Origin of the sequence: Croceicoccus estronivorus, assembly GCF_001625325.1 — a bacterium.
Classification (GTDB): domain Bacteria; phylum Pseudomonadota; class Alphaproteobacteria; order Sphingomonadales; family Sphingomonadaceae; genus Caenibius; species Caenibius estronivorus.
This window is the reverse complement of sequence record NZ_JRQQ01000001.1, coordinates 395,664-408,195: the sequence shown is the minus strand read 5'-3', so window position 1 is coordinate 408,195 and position 12,532 is coordinate 395,664. Positions and strand designations below refer to the sequence as shown.

The window sequence follows — 12,532 nt, the reverse complement described above, 5'->3', positions numbered from 1 at the left end:
TTTCTCGCCATCGGGCGAAAGGCTGCTTATAGCGGCCAGCATGCCGGACAGTCGAACCCAGTTACGCGCCCTTGCCATGCTTGGATTGGTGATGCTGTTCTGGGCGGGGAATTCCATTGTCGGGCGCGCAGTGCGCTTCGATATTCCGCCTTTCACACTCGCGTTTGTGCGTTGGACGGGCGCGTTGCTGGTCTTGCTGCTGTTCGCGGGCCCGGCGATATGGCGCGAGCGGGCGGAGATTTTGCGCGGCTGGAAGCCGATTCTCGTTCTGGGCATCATAGGCGTCGGTACGTTCAACACGCTGTTATATGTGGGGCTGCGCGAAACGACGGCGACCAATGCCCTGCTGTTGCAGGCGGCGCTGCCGGCCCTGGTAATGATTTTCGACCGGGGAATATTCGGAACGAGGCACAACCGCTGGCAGATCGCCGGCGTTTGGCTGTCGATGGTCGGGGTGGTGGCGATTGTCTTTGAAGGCGATCCCGCAGTGGCCATGAAGTTGCACTTCGGCCGTGGAGATGTGCTGATCCTTTTGGCAGTTACGGCATGGGCGCTCTATACCGTACTCCTGCGCCTGCGCCCGGCCATCTCCCCGGCCAGTTTCGTAGCGGCAACCTTTGCCGTAGGTGTTGTCGTCCTCGCGCCTCTTGCGGCGGGCGAATGGCTTGCCGGACTGACCGTCAACTGGAAACCGGGAGTGATCGGGGCCTTTCTCTATGTTGCGCTGCTGCCGTCGTTGGCGGCTTACTTCATTTATAACTGGGCTACGGCACAAGTGGGGCCTGCACGAGCAGGGCAGGCGTTGACCTTGATGCCGGTCTGCGGAGCTTTCCTTTCAGCCTTGCTGCTCGGTGAAACTCTCCACGCCTACCACCTGGCCGGGATCGTTCTCATCCTTGCGGGCATCGGGCTTGGCGTGCTGGCCATGCGGGGCAAGACTTCGCTGGCGCATCGGCAGGGCGGTCGCTAGAGGACGGGCCATGAACGAGAGCGTTTCCTTCGGTTACGAAGAAGTCAGCCCGGAAGAGAAGACGCGCCGTGTGGGCGAGGTCTTTTCAGGCGTGGCTGCGAAGTACGACATCATGAATGATGCCATGTCGGTCGGCATGCACCGTTTGTGGAAGGACAAATTCGTACGCCGGGTAAAGCCGCAGCCAGGTGAGGAAATCCTCGATATGGCGGGCGGCACCGGCGACATCGCATTCCGGATGGAGGCGTGCGGGGCAAAGATTACCGTATCCGACATCAACCAGGATATGCTCGATGTCGGAATCGAACGGGCGATGGAGCGCGGCATAGATACTCTGGTCTGGTCACGCCAGAACGCGGAGGAACTGACGCTCCCCAGCCGCACTTATGACGCTTACACCATCGCTTTCGGTATCCGGAATGTGACACACATCGACCGGGCTCTGGCCGAGGCGCACCGGGTGCTCAAATACGGCGGCCGCTTCTTCTGCCTTGAATTCTCGACCACGGAGTGGCCGGGTTTCAAGGAAGTCTATGACCTCTATTCGCACAAGCTCGTACCGCAGCTTGGCAAGGCCATTGCGCAAGATGCCGACAGCTACCGCTATCTGATCGAATCGATCCGGCGCTTTCCTCCGATGCCCGAATTCGAGCGGATGATTCAGAGGGCCGGCTTCGCACGCACGAGAGTGGAGCCCATTCTCGGGGGATTGGTCGCGATCCATTCGGGGTGGAAAATTTGATTCGTTCGACTCCTGCCTCTGCCGTTGTTTGTGATCGGGACGCTATCGCGTGACTCGCCCCGTCGTGCATATCTGGCGGCTTCTGAAATGGGGCCGGACGCTGGCGAGACACGGTGCCTTGCGCGGGATCGAGCGCGACGAGAATACGCCTCCACCCGTTCGGCGGTTGGCGCGAGTCGCACGTTTCGGTACGTTCCAGCCGCGTGAGCCGGATTACGCAGGGGCATTTCAGGAAATCGGCCCGGCTGCGATCAAGCTGGGCCAGACCCTCGCGACCCGGCCGGATCTCGTCGGGGAAGAGGCGGCGAACAATCTGCTTACCTTGCAGGACAGTCTTGCGCCGGTTCCATTCGCAGCAATCCGCAAGTCGGTAGAGGCCAGCTTTGGCCAGCCGCTGGAAAGCTTGTTCACCGAATTCGAAACAGATCCTGTCGGATCTGCCTCGATAGCGCAGGTCTATCGGGCTGTTACCGATGGTGGCCGGCAAGTTGCGGTGAAGGTTCTGCGCCCCGGTATTCGCGAACGCTTTGCGCGTGATATCGAGACCTATGAATGGGCGGCTGCCCATCTGGAAGCGCTGGGAGGGGAGGCGTCTCGCCTCCGCCCACGGCTGGTAATCGCCAATTTCAAGCGCTGGACCAACAGCGAACTTGACTTGCGACGGGAAGCGGCTTCGGCAAGCGAACTGGCCGAGGCGATGAAGGGTTTCGCCGGTTACTCGGTGCCCGCGATCGACTGGGACCGGACCAACGGCCGGGTGATGACCGTCGAATGGATCGACGGGATCAAGATCAGCGACGTGCAGGCATTGAAGGCCGCAGGCCACGACATGCCTGACCTTGCCAGGCGGCTCGTGCTCGCATTCCTGACTCAGGCGATCAGCGCAGGCTTCTTCCATGCGGACATGCATCAGGGGAACCTGTTCGTGCGGCCCGACGGCACGATCGCGGCCATCGATTTCGGTATCATGGGCCGGATTGACCGGCGTGCGCGGCAATGGCTGGCGGAAATTCTCTATGGCCTGACGACCGGCAATTATCGCCGCGTGGCCGAAATTCATTTTGAGGCGCAGTATGTGCCCAGTTATCATTCAGTCGACGAATTCGCGACCGCGTTGCGCGCGGTGGGCGAACCGATGCGGGGCAAGCCGGTAAGCGAACTGAGCGTTGGCCAGATGCTTGACGGCCTGTTCGCCATCACCCGCGATTTCGATATGCAAACGCAGCCGCACCTGCTGCTGCTGCAAAAGACGATGGTGATGGTGGAAGGTATCGCCACCCAGCTCGATCCCGAGATCAACATGTGGGATGTTTCCGCACCTTACGTCAGCGGGTGGCTGCGGGACGAACTGGGACCGGAAGCGGCCTTGGCCGACCGCCTGCGTGAAGATACGGCCACGCTGCTGCGCATTCCCGATCTTGTCCGGCGGATCGAAGATCGCTTCCCGGCCAAGGGCGGAGCACCGGAAGCCCCGCCGTTGCCCGACGTCGAATTGATGTGGGACCGGCGCAGCGCGCGGGCGCGCGGATGGCTGGGCTATGTTGTGGCAGGATTGGCAGGCGCGGGTGCGATGTGGGCAGCGGCCCTGGCCGGCTGGTTGTGAAACGGCACCCGCGGCTGGAATGTCAGTCGCCGACGTCCTGTACCCGGTGATGCGGCAGGATGCTGCGGGCCAGGAATAGCAGCACGACCATGCCGGCTTCGATCAGGGCCGCACCAATGAAGTTGTCTCCCGCACCGTCGAGTACGCCGCTTACCAGTCGGCCGATCAAGGCGAGCAGCAGCACGATGGCAGGTAGCAGCAGCAGATCGCCACGCCGTTTCCATGCCCCCCAGATCATGCATACGCCCAGAAATGTGAAGAACGGGAAGAGGTCTGCGCGCAACGTGGCCAGCCCCACCGGACCATCCGCGGAAAGGCCGAAGCTCGATACCGTGACGGACGGCTGGAACAGGAATGACAGTCCGAGCAAAATGAAGAACAGCCCGCTCAGGAAAACGAGCGCGGTGATCGCAAGGCGCATGATTGATCTCTCCTCTGGATGGAATCTTCTCGCCTGTTGACCAGATTAAGTAAAGCGGTTGCGCCAAAAGCTTATGCACTGCAAAAACCCGCCTATGAAAGCGCCACGCATCCTCTTGATCGTCGGTGGAGGCATTGCCGCCTACAAGGCGTGCGAGCTCGTCCGCCTGATCCGCAAAGGCGGCGGCTCGGTTTCCTGTGTGCTGACGGATGGCGGCGCGCAGTTCATTACCGCAATGACCCTCGCCGCGCTAAGCGAAAACCCCGTTCACACGACCCTGTGGGACCTCAAGAACGAGTCCGAAATGGGGCATATCCAGCTTAGCCGACAGGCCGACCTGGTGGTTGTCTGCCCGGCAACTGCCGATTTGCTGGCCAAGATGGCTTCCGGCATTTCCGACGATCTGGCCACTACACTGCTGCTTGCGACGGACAAGCCGGTGCTGGCCGTTCCCGCGATGAATGTGCGGATGTGGCAGCATGAGGCGACTCAGCGCAATGTCGAATGGCTGCGCCGGGCGGGTGTGGCGGTGATGGACCCGGACGAAGGTGCGATGGCCTGCGGCGAATATGGGCCGGGCCGCTTGCCGGAACCGGAAGTGGTCTGGCAAGCGATCGGTGGCATCCTCGGTTTCGAAACTGCATCTGCGCCCCCTTCGCAGGTTGCACCTGCTCCACCGCCACCAGTGTTCGAGGAAGCGATCGAACCGGAACCCTGGGTGGAAGAGGAGCCGGAACATAAATCGGGCCTTGCGGGCCTGTTTGCCTCGATCATTCCACGGAGCACATCGCGCAAGCCGGTGGTCGAAGAGGATTACGGGTACGAGGATCTTCCCTTGCCCCAGGCAGAGGCATGGCCGGAGCCTGACCCGGACGAAGTTCAGGCGCCAGAGAGCGAGGGAGAGGAGTTTCTTCCGGAGCCGGACTTGGCCGCCAGTCCCCTTCTGGCGAGAAAGGGGAAGGCCGCCGGTGCCCCGCCTACGGACCGGGAAGCGGTCAATCACGAAGTCAATCCGATGCAGGCCCCGCCGGAGGCTTTCGCGGGAGAGCTTGCTGCTGCCCCGGTAAATGGTGGGGAAGAGGAATTTGTTGTCGATCCCGGCCATCGTCCGCTGGCTGGCAAGCATGTGCTGATTACAGCCGGACCGACACATGAACCGATCGACCCGGTTCGCTATATCGCCAATCGTTCTTCCGGGCGGCAGGGTTTTGCCATTGCCGGCTGGGCCGCTGCGCTGGGCGCGCGGGTGACGTTAGTCGCCGGGCCGGTTTCGCTTGCCACGCCGCCCGGTGTCGATCGGATCGATGTGCAGACTGCGGTCGAAATGTCGGAGGCGGTCAAGAAGACCTTGCCGGTCGATATCGCGGTGATGGTCGCCGCAGTGGCCGACTGGCGCGTGGATCGCATTGCGGAAGTGAAAATGAAGAAGCGTGAAATGGCGCCGCCCGCGCTGCGTCTCACGGAAAATCCCGATATTCTTGCCAATCTGGCGGCAGGCGGAAAACGTCCCGGGCTGATTGTCGGCTTTGCTGCTGAAACCGATAACGTGATCGAATACGCCAAGGACAAGCGCAAGCGGAAAGGCGCTGACTGGATCGTGGCGAACGATGTGTCTGGCGACGTGATGGGGGGTACGCATAATCGCGTTCACCTCGTGACGGCGGAAGGGGTTGAAAGCTGGGACGACTTGCCAAAAGGGGAAGTCGCGCGCCTGCTGGTGGAACGGATTGCTGATGAAGTTGAATGATGTGGTGCCGATAAGAGTGAAGCGCTTGCCGCATGGGGAAGGGCTGCATCTGCCGCACTATGCTACAGATGGCGCCGCGGGCATGGATGTGCTCGCCGCCGAAGACGTGCTGCTCCAGCCCGGGGGGCGTCATGCCGTTGCCACCGGGTTTGCGATGGCGATCCCGGAGGGATACGAAATCCAGGTCCGTCCGCGCTCCGGCCTGGCGCTGAAACACGGGATCAGCCTGCCGAACACCCCAGGTACGATTGATTCCGATTATCGCGGTGAACTCAAGATCATCATGATCAACCTGGGTGATAGCGAGTTTGCGATCCGCCGGGGCGACCGCATCGCGCAGCTGGTGCTGGCCCCTGTGGTGCGTGGCGGTTGGGAAGAAGTGCTCGACCTCGACGATACTGCACGGGGGGAGGGGGGCTTCGGCTCGACAGGTGGCCACGCCCAGCTCTGAGTACCATGTGCCCACCCTGCACAATCATGGTTGGGGCGGTGTACAGCTTTCCCTTGCTATCGCCGGGCACCATGCTCAATATCGTGCCGGACTTTTGGAGAGGAACGTAGCGTTCGGCCCGGTTTTCCGGGCTCTCTCTGGAGGTGCCATTGGCGGAGATATACGATTTCATCGTCATCGGAAGCGGGCCGTCCGGGCGGCGCGCTGCGATCCAGGCGGCCAAGCTGGGCAAATCCGTCCTTGTCGTGGAGGGGCGCACGAAAGTCGGTGGTGTTTCGGTCCACACCGGCACGATTCCGTCCAAGACATTGCGGGAAACGGCGCTGAACCTTTCCGGATGGCGTGAACGTGGATTTTACGGTCGCTCCTATCGGGTAAAGAAGGAAATCGGCAGCGAGGATCTGTCGATCCGCCTTTCCAAGACTCTCGCCTACGAAGTGGATGTGCTGGAACATCAATTCCTGCGCAATGGAGTGCACACCATGGCCGGGTTTGCCCGGTTCGTGGATGAGAACCGCGTCGCCGTCACTTCTCCTGACGAAAGTGAACTGGTGGTGGAAGGCCGCCGCATCCTGATCGCGGTAGGCACCGTGCCGCATCGCCCGGCGAATATCGACTTTTACGATCCGGCGATAATGGACAGCGACGGGATTGTGGACGTACCGCATCTCCCCCGCAGTCTGACTGTTGTTGGGGCTGGCGTGATCGGTCTGGAATATGCCACGATCTTCAGTGCGCTGGATGTCGTGGTGACAATCGTCGAGCCACGGGAGAGTTTTCTCGATTTCGTCGATCGTGAAGTGGTGGAGGAATTCATCCATCAATTGCGTGATCGCGGCGTGACATTCCGCCTGGGATCCGCAGTTGCTTCCGTGGCGAGGGAAGCTGACGGACGGATTGCGACCACGATGGCCGACGGGCGCTCCGTTCGAACGGAAATGCTGCTCTACTGCGCTGGACGGATGGGCGCGACCGCCAGCCTTGGGCTCGATACCTGTGGCCTGACCACGGACACTCGCGGACGTCTGGCGGTCAATCCCGATACATTCCAGACATCCGTCCCCCACATCTATGCCGCTGGCGATGTGATCGGGTTTCCCAGCCTCGCCTCAACCTCGATGGAGCAGGGGCGGATCGCGGCCTGCCATGCATTCGGCCTGCCGTTGCCGCCTGCGCCACAGTACTTTCCCTATGGGATCTATGCGGTCCCCGAGATTTCGACTGTGGGAATGAGCGAGCAGGAGGTGCGGGACAAGGGGATCAATTACGAATGCGGAATCGCACGGCTGCGCGAAACGTCGCGCGGGCACATCATGGGGCTGGAACAGGGCATGATGAAGATGATCTTTTCCAACAAGACGCGCCGGTTGCTGGGGGTGCACATCATTGGCGAAGGCGCGACGGAATTGATCCATATCGGGCAGGCTGTGCTCAATCTGAAAGGCACCGTCGACTATTTCATCGAGAATACCTTCAATTATCCGACGCTGGCCGAAGCCTACAAGATCGCCGCGCTCGATGCCTGGAACCGCATGCCGCACTGACGGCGTGCTGGCCGAGGAGGCGGCCTTCCAGTACGGCCACAGAAAAGGGCGAGCCCGCTGCCGGACCCGCCCTTTGGCTGTTCATCGGTAAAACGCTTATTTGACCTGCTTCACCGTGGTCTTTTCCGGGGCGATGGTGATCCGCACCGTTTCGCCGGAGCGGCCCGGGAAATCGGTGAACATCGCTTCGACAAGGTTCGGCACGAGATATTGCAGGCGGTTGGAGGTCGAAACCGCCTCGGCCCGGCCTTCGAACAGGCGTTCTCCATCGACCGCCCGATCAATCCTCAGCTCGATGTCGCTGGTGTAAACGGTGTAGCTTTCCACACCACTGTCGAACCACGGATCGTACCAGCCATAGTTCCACGCGCCGTAGCGGGAGTAGTAGGGCCGGTAGCCCCAATAGGGGTGATAGCCGTACCAAGGGGAGTAGAAGGGATCCCGTCCCATGCTGCTCGAGCGGATACGGTCACGGCCATTGTCCACTCCATAATCGAAACGGACGATCATGGTGGCATCCTGCGGTTGTGCCTGCTGATATCCAAGTTTTTCCATCTGACCTTCGACCAGATGGGCGTATTCCGCAAATTCCAGTCCGCCAGCCAAGGCGGGGTCTTCCGCGACGACGGCGAAAGTCTGGCCCTGCGGCGCAGGCAATTGCGACTGGAAACGGGAAACGTCGGCTTTGAAAGGCGCGGCACAGGCCGCCACGGCCAGCAACAGCAAGCCAGCAGCACCCATTTTCAGTAAGCGACCCGGTTTCAACCAGTTGTTTTCCATGTTTTTCTCTCCATCGGCGCAGGCGATAGAACCTGGCCTTGCCACGCACGCAAGACGCGGCTGGTCGATGCATAGCACCGCTTTACCGATTTGCGAGTGAATGGTCGTTGAATGGACCCTCCCTAAAAGAGGGGATTACATCCCCGATCCGCGCACCAGCCCCAAGGCCTTGTAGGCGGCATCGAGCGTGGGCCTGGCGATTTCGCGTGCTTCCAGAGCGCCACGTGCGAGGATTGCGTCGAGTTCTTCCCGGTCGGCCTTCAATTCGGTGAAGCGGCTGCTGATCGGCCCCAAGGTTTCCACCAGGACATTGCCCAGGGCCGGCTTGAACTTGCCGAAGCCCTCGCCACCAAAATCCCGCAAAACGTCTTCTGCACTCACACCGGCCATGGTGGCGTAGATGCTGACGAGATTCGCGGCTTCCGGCCTGCCTTCCAGCCCGGCCGGTTCGGACGGCAGCGGTTCGGGATCGGTCTTGGCCTTGCGCACTTTCTGCATGATCGTATCGGCATCGTCGGACAGGTTGATCCGGCTCATTTCCGAAGGATCAGACTTGCTCATCTTGGCCGTTCCATCACGCAGAGACATGATGCGGGCGGCTTCGGGCGGGATAATCGGGTCGGGGAGAGTGAAGATTTCCTCGCCTGCAAGCCCGTCCTGGCCGCCAAAGTCGTTGTTGAACTTCTGTGCGATGTCGCGGGCCAGCTCCAGATGCTGCTTCTGGTCTTCGCCTACCGGCACATGGGTTGCCTGATACAGCAGCACATCGGCGGCCTGCAGCACGGGATAAGTGAACAGGGCGGCACTGGCCCCTTCGCGGTTCTTGCCCGACTTGTCCTTGAACTGCGTCATGCGGTTCAGCCAGCCCATGCGGGCGGTCCCGTTCAACAGCCATTGCAGTTCCGAATGGGCGGGAACCTGCGCCTGATTGAACAGGATCGAACGTTCCGGGTCGATTCCGCAGGCGACCAGCGCCGCGGCCATTTCCAGTGTCGCGGCATTAAGGTCAGCGGGGACATGCGGCATGGAAATCGCGTGGAGGTCGGCGAGGAAGAACAGGCACTGGCTGCCTTCCTCCATGGCATCCTGCATCCGGACCCAGTTGCGGATCGCACCCAGGTAATTGCCGAGGTGAAGGTTGCCCGTAGGCTGGATGCCGGAAACGATACGCATGAGAATTACTGGCTTTCGCTATTGGTGTTGGTCCTGCGTCGCCGCCGTAGCTGTGCGATCAGGTCTTTGTCGAGAGCACCGGTAAACCATGCCGTGACGAAGAAAGTGACCAGGCCGATCAGAACAAGCACGCCCAGCGACCAGGCACGTTCGATTATGTTGCCGCCATAGCGGTCGGCCATTAACGGCATGACGAGGTAAAGCGTGGCCCCCATGACGATCGTGGCAACGATCTGGCGCAGCACGGTTCCCCCCAGCCGTGGTGTGGCGTGATACCATCCGCGTACGTGCAATACCGAATAGAGCAGCATGACGTTGAGCGTGGCAGTGAAGGCGGTCGCGCCCGCCAGGCCGACAATGCCATATCGGGGGACGACGTAGAAATTGATCGCGATGTTCACGATCAGGGCGAAGGCCGCGATCCACACCGGGGTTCGCGTGTCTTCCCGGCTGAAGAATGCGGGCTGGAGCACTTTGACCAGCACGTAGGCGGGCAGTCCCATGACCAGTGCGACGACGATATTCGCCATCATCGCGCCATCGTCCATGGTCATCTTTCCGCCCACGAAGAAAGCCGTGACGAATGCCGGGGCGCACACAGCCAGCGCGGCGGCGGCGGGAAGGGTCAGCAGCAGGCCCATGGCCACTGCGTTGGTCTGTAGTCGCTGTGCCTCCGCATTGTTTTCCGTCTGGATATGACGGGCGAGCATCGGGAGGATCGCTGTCCCAAGTGCGATACCGACAATGCCCAGCGGCATCTGGTTCAGTCGGTCGGCATACTTGAGCAGAGTGAGCGAACCCTGGGGGAGCGAAGTGGCGAAGAACGTATCGACGAACTGGCTGATCTGGTAAATTCCCGCGCCGAAAGTGGCAGGTAGAATCAGCAGGCCCAGCTTCTTCACCTCCGGCGTCAGGCGCGGAATATGGAGGTGCAGCCTTACCCCGGTGTGACGTGCTGACCACCACAGATAGACCAGTTGCGCGATCCCGGCGAGCGTGACGGAAATGGCCAGTGCGATAGCGACGATTCGATCGTCGCCGCCTTCGCCGCGGAGATACCATCCGGCAACGATGCCTCCGATCAGCACGATGTTCAGCAGGACCGGCGCGAATGCGCCTGGGCCGAAATGCGATCGTGCGTTGAGCAGGCCGGAAAGCATGGCCACCAGACTGATCAGCATCAGATAGGGGAAAGTGATCCGGCTGAGCAGGACCGACAGCTCAAATTTGCCGGGGACTTGCTGGAAATCGCCGGCAAGCAGCCAGACGATGCCCGGCATGACGATCATCGCCAGCGCGCTGAAAGCCAGCAGGACCCAGATGAAAACGGCCAGAACATCGTCGGCGAAGCGCCGTGCGGCATCTTCGCCGCCTTCTCCATGCAGCGCGCGCGAATACATCGGCACGAAAGCGACGGAAAAGGCGCCCTCGGCAAACAAGCGCCGGAATGTGTTGGGCAGGATGAACGCGAGTTGGAAGGCATCGGCCGCAAGGCCGGCCCCCAGCACCCGCGCCAACAACATGTCTCGGATAAAACCGAACACACGACTGACGGCCGTCAGGCCGCCAATCGTGCCGACATTGCGGACGAGGCTCATTCCCGTGCCCGCTAGGCCTTTTGTCTCAGGCCTCGCCGCCTGGCGCCGGAGCGCCTCCCGCGGCCTGCTGTTCAGCAGCGCGCTGCTGAAGCTGCTGGATATAGAGCCCGTTGAAGTCGATCGGTTCGAGCATCAGCGGCGGATAACCGGCATCGCGGACCACGTCGGCGATCACCCGGCGGGCGAAAGGAAACAGGATCCGCGGCGCTTCGGCATAGAGAAAGGCATGGGCCTGTTCTTCAGGCAGATTGCGCATGCCGACCAGCCCGCAATAGGACAGTTCGACGAGAAATGCGGTGCCGCGATCGCTCTTGCTCGAAACGGCGATCTTCAGTTCGACCTCGTGAATTTCCTCGTTCACCCGTTCCGCGCCGATGTTGAACTGGACATCGAGCTGGGCCTGATCCTGCCATTGGAAGGAATCCGGCGCATTGGGGTTCTCGACCGAAAGGTCCTTCACATATTGGGTGATGAGCCCGGCTGCGGGTTCATTATCGGCCCCGTTGGGAGCGGAATTGAGATCGGTGAGGACGTCGCCTTCTTCGGCCATGTGGATAGACTTTCTTCTGGCTTGGGACGGCAAACACGCCGTCGAATGGGTCGGCCCCGCGCCTAGCATCCCCCGAGCCGGGCCGCAACGCCGCGCGCATTTGCCGGGTGCATGCTGCCAACGGTGTTTCGAGGAGCCTCGCAGAACGCACGGAATGTGGCCTGCGGGTGACGTTCAGGCACGATTTGTAGGCCGTCCACCGGTTGTTCATTTGTAATCCGTACCTATTTGGGGCAATCTATGGGTAATGCATGGGCCCGCTGGGGCCTCCAATTCATACGGGATACCTCGTGGTTGTAGAAATCGTCATCCTAGCCATGATCGCGGCCTTCCTCGGCCTGCGCCTCTATTCGGTGCTCGGGCGCCGGGCGGAGCATGAGGAGGAACCGATTCCGACACGCTTCGATCAGGGGCCGGATGCCGGTTCCGGTGCACGAGGCGCTCCTCCGGTTCAGCCTGCCGCCACGCCCCTTCGTCCGGCGGAACTGACCGGTGTCAACGCTTCGGTCGAACAGGCGATTCGTGCGATTGCCGCAGCTGACCGCCGGTTCGACCTGCAGGCTTTCCTGCAGGGCGCGCGCGGTGCCTATCAGACAATTCTGGAAGCGTTCTGGCGCGGTGACAGGGAAGAACTGAAGCTGCTCTGCACTGCCGACGTCTATGACAGCTTTGCTTCTGCGATCGACGCGCGCGAGGCAGCGGGCGAAGTGCTCGACAATCGGCTTGTCCGGGTGGAGGAAGTGGTCGTTCACGCCGCATCGCTCGATGGTCGCACGGCCCGGATTGCGGTCCGCTTCACGGCCGATATTGCCGCGGTGACTCGCGACAAGGATGGCAATGTGGTGGCCGGCTCGCTGGATGATGCCATCGAAAGCCGTGACATCTGGACTTTCACCCGCCGGATTGATGCTCCTGGCCCGGATTGGCTGCTCGAAGAAACCGACGAGGGCTGA

12 protein-coding genes are annotated in these 12,532 nt (G+C 61.3%); 7 read left to right on the top strand and 5 right to left on the bottom strand.

Annotated elements, in window-relative coordinates; genetic code table 11:
- The first annotated feature begins 40 nt into the window (after positions 1-40).
- The 3 genes from MB02_RS02045 to ubiB are packed head-to-tail and all read left to right on the top strand — an operon-like array spanning position 41 to position 3,315.
- Entirely contained in the window at positions 41-970 is a 930-nt protein-coding gene (locus MB02_RS02045) for a DMT family transporter (RefSeq protein WP_067531727.1), read from the top strand.
- Positions 971-980: 10 nt separating this feature from the next.
- Positions 981-1,712 (top strand): class I SAM-dependent methyltransferase, encoded by a 732-nt coding sequence (locus MB02_RS02040; RefSeq protein WP_067531725.1) that lies wholly within the window; start codon positions 981-983, stop codon positions 1,710-1,712.
- Between the two features lie 49 nt (positions 1,713-1,761).
- A complete protein-coding gene (ubiB, locus tag MB02_RS02035; RefSeq protein ID WP_067531723.1) occupies positions 1,762-3,315 on the top strand; it encodes a 2-polyprenylphenol 6-hydroxylase in 1,554 nt (517 codons plus the stop codon).
- A 22-nt stretch (positions 3,316-3,337) separates the two neighbouring features.
- Here the strand turns inward: ubiB and MB02_RS02030 are convergent, their stop codons facing one another.
- On the bottom strand, positions 3,338-3,736 hold the full coding sequence (locus tag MB02_RS02030; RefSeq protein ID WP_067531721.1) for a DUF4345 family protein: 399 nt from the start codon (positions 3,734-3,736) through the stop codon (positions 3,338-3,340).
- 94 nt (positions 3,737-3,830) lie between these two features.
- Here MB02_RS02030 and MB02_RS02025 point away from each other — a divergent pair, with 94 nt between their 5' ends.
- The 3 genes from MB02_RS02025 to sthA all read left to right on the top strand — a co-directional run bounded on the left by MB02_RS02025 (position 3,831) and on the right by sthA (position 7,478).
- Positions 3,831-5,483: a bifunctional phosphopantothenoylcysteine decarboxylase/phosphopantothenate synthase gene (locus MB02_RS02025; RefSeq protein WP_067531719.1), complete on the top strand. Its 1,653-nt coding sequence runs from the start codon at positions 3,831-3,833 to the stop codon at positions 5,481-5,483.
- Complete coding sequence (gene dut, locus MB02_RS02020; protein ID WP_067531717.1) at positions 5,470-5,934, top strand: dUTP diphosphatase; 465 nt, start codon at positions 5,470-5,472, stop codon at positions 5,932-5,934. The genes MB02_RS02025 and dut overlap by 14 nt, the downstream gene beginning before the upstream one ends.
- Before the next feature lie 149 nt (positions 5,935-6,083).
- Positions 6,084-7,478, top strand: a complete 1,395-nt coding sequence (gene sthA / locus MB02_RS02015) for a Si-specific NAD(P)(+) transhydrogenase (protein WP_170304602.1) — start codon at positions 6,084-6,086, stop codon at positions 7,476-7,478.
- 96 nt (positions 7,479-7,574) lie between these two features.
- Here the strand turns inward: sthA and MB02_RS02010 are convergent, their stop codons facing one another.
- From MB02_RS02010 to secB, 4 genes are all read right to left on the bottom strand, one after another.
- On the bottom strand, positions 7,575-8,258 hold the full coding sequence (locus tag MB02_RS02010) for a DUF4136 domain-containing protein (RefSeq protein ID WP_067531715.1): 684 nt from the start codon (positions 8,256-8,258) through the stop codon (positions 7,575-7,577).
- Between the two features lie 135 nt (positions 8,259-8,393).
- Positions 8,394-9,431, bottom strand: a complete 1,038-nt coding sequence (gene trpS, locus MB02_RS02005; protein WP_067531713.1) for a tryptophan--tRNA ligase — start codon at positions 9,429-9,431, stop codon at positions 8,394-8,396.
- Between the two features lie 5 nt (positions 9,432-9,436).
- A complete protein-coding gene (gene murJ / locus MB02_RS02000) occupies positions 9,437-11,029 on the bottom strand; it encodes a murein biosynthesis integral membrane protein MurJ (RefSeq protein WP_067531711.1) in 1,593 nt (530 codons plus the stop codon).
- 25 nt (positions 11,030-11,054) lie between these two features.
- Positions 11,055-11,579 carry a protein-export chaperone SecB gene (gene secB / locus MB02_RS01995; RefSeq protein WP_067531709.1) on the bottom strand — a complete coding sequence of 175 codons (525 nt, stop codon included), beginning with the start codon at positions 11,577-11,579 and terminating at the stop codon, positions 11,055-11,057.
- Positions 11,580-11,869: 290 nt separating this feature from the next.
- Between secB and MB02_RS01990 the strand changes: the two genes are divergently transcribed.
- On the top strand, positions 11,870-12,532 hold the full coding sequence (locus tag MB02_RS01990; RefSeq protein ID WP_156495381.1) for a Tim44/TimA family putative adaptor protein: 663 nt from the start codon (positions 11,870-11,872) through the stop codon (positions 12,530-12,532).

Coding starts and splice junctions, on each gene's coding strand:
- MB02_RS02045 (WP_067531727.1), top strand. CDS start 41: ATGCCGGACAGTCGAACCCAGTTACGCGCCCTTGCCATGCTTGGATTG.
- MB02_RS02040 (WP_067531725.1), top strand. CDS start 981: ATGAACGAGAGCGTTTCCTTCGGTTACGAAGAAGTCAGCCCGGAAGAG.
- MB02_RS02030 (WP_067531721.1), bottom strand. CDS start 3,736: ATGCGCCTTGCGATCACCGCGCTCGTTTTCCTGAGCGGGCTGTTCTTC.
- MB02_RS02025 (WP_067531719.1), top strand. CDS start 3,831: ATGAAAGCGCCACGCATCCTCTTGATCGTCGGTGGAGGCATTGCCGCC.
- dut (WP_067531717.1), top strand. CDS start 5,470: ATGAAGTTGAATGATGTGGTGCCGATAAGAGTGAAGCGCTTGCCGCAT.
- MB02_RS02010 (WP_067531715.1), bottom strand. CDS start 8,258: ATGGAAAACAACTGGTTGAAACCGGGTCGCTTACTGAAAATGGGTGCT.
- trpS (WP_067531713.1), bottom strand. CDS start 9,431: ATGCGTATCGTTTCCGGCATCCAGCCTACGGGCAACCTTCACCTCGGC.
- murJ (WP_067531711.1), bottom strand. CDS start 11,029: ATGAGCCTCGTCCGCAATGTCGGCACGATTGGCGGCCTGACGGCCGTC.
- secB (WP_067531709.1), bottom strand. CDS start 11,579: ATGGCCGAAGAAGGCGACGTCCTCACCGATCTCAATTCCGCTCCCAAC.